General features: G+C 69.3%; 2 protein-coding genes. One reads left to right on the forward strand and one right to left on the reverse strand.

The window, feature by feature from the left end; genetic code table 11:
* Nucleotides 1-687: pseudouridine synthase (locus A9W99_RS19715; protein ID WP_067382016.1), on the forward strand; the 687-nt coding region annotated here is incomplete at its 5' end.
* A 9-nt stretch (nt 688-696) separates the two neighbouring features.
* On the opposite strand, the gene A9W99_RS19720 is transcribed toward A9W99_RS19715, so the two are convergent.
* The coding region (locus A9W99_RS19720; protein ID WP_067382019.1) for a helix-turn-helix domain-containing protein at nt 697-1,100 on the reverse strand (404 nt) is incomplete at its 5' end.

A 1,100-nucleotide genomic window follows, 5' to 3' on the forward strand; every position in this document is an offset into this window, starting at 1 on the left:
GAGTTCGGCCAGCACCGGACCGCCGCGCAGCCGCCCCCGCGCCGGGCCGAGTCCGTCCCGTTCGACATCCCGGTGCTGCACCGCGACGCCGACATCGTGGTCGTCGACAAACCGCACTTCCTGGCCACCATGCCGCGTGGACGCCACGTCGCGCAGACCGCGCTGGTGCGGCTGCGCCGGGAACTGGGGTTGCCGGAGCTGAGCCCGGCGCACCGGCTCGACCGGCTGACCGCCGGGGTGCTGCTCTTTACCGCGCGGCGCGAGGCGCGCGGCGCCTACCAGACGCTGTTCTCTCGCGGGTTGGTCGCCAAGACGTATCTGGCCCGGGCCGGCGTCGATCCGGAGCTGGAGTTGCCCCGCGTGGTGAAGACCCGAATCATCAAGCGCCGCGGTCACTTACAGGCGGTCTGCGAACCCGGCGTGCCCAACGCCGAGACCCGGATCGAGCTGGTGGCCCCCGACGGGCTGGACCGGCTCACACCCCGCACCGGGCGCACCCACCAGCTGCGCCTGCACATGGCCTCGCTGGGCATACCGATTGAGGGCGATCCGTTGTATCCCAACGTCATTGACGTCGCGCCCGACGACTTCAGCGCGCCGTTGCGGTTGTTGGCGCAGCGCATCGAGTTCACCGATCCGCTGAGCGGCGATCGGCGTGAGTTCGTCAGCCGCCAGGTCGGGCCCTGACCCACTGCGCTAGTCGGATTGGTCCGCGCGCGAAGAGGTGATCGGGGGCAGCCGCTCGAGTTCGCGAAGGTGATCGATGATCGCCGCCAGGCTCTTGAGGGCCTGGGGAGTCAGCCCAGATGCACGCGCCGCCAGGTCGCGGACGCCGTTGTCGCGCAACGCCTGCAGCAGGTTGAGTTGCGCCTCTATCGCCGGGTCCGCGTCGCGATCGATGAGGTAGGACGCCGGCACACCGAAAAACTCTGCGATCGCCCGTAAGTGCGCGACGGTGGGGTTTCTTTTGATGCCGCTTCTCAGCTGCCACAGATAGGCCGGACTGATCGATACGCCGGTTTGCTTGGTGATGGCCGCCGCGGCGGCGGCGTTGGACAGCGGGGCCGTGCCGGCCTTGCGCATCACCTCGAAAAGCTTGG

Source organism: Mycobacterium sp. 1164966.3 (genome assembly GCF_001665395.1).
In the GTDB taxonomy this organism is placed as follows: domain Bacteria; phylum Actinomycetota; class Actinomycetes; order Mycobacteriales; family Mycobacteriaceae; genus Mycobacterium.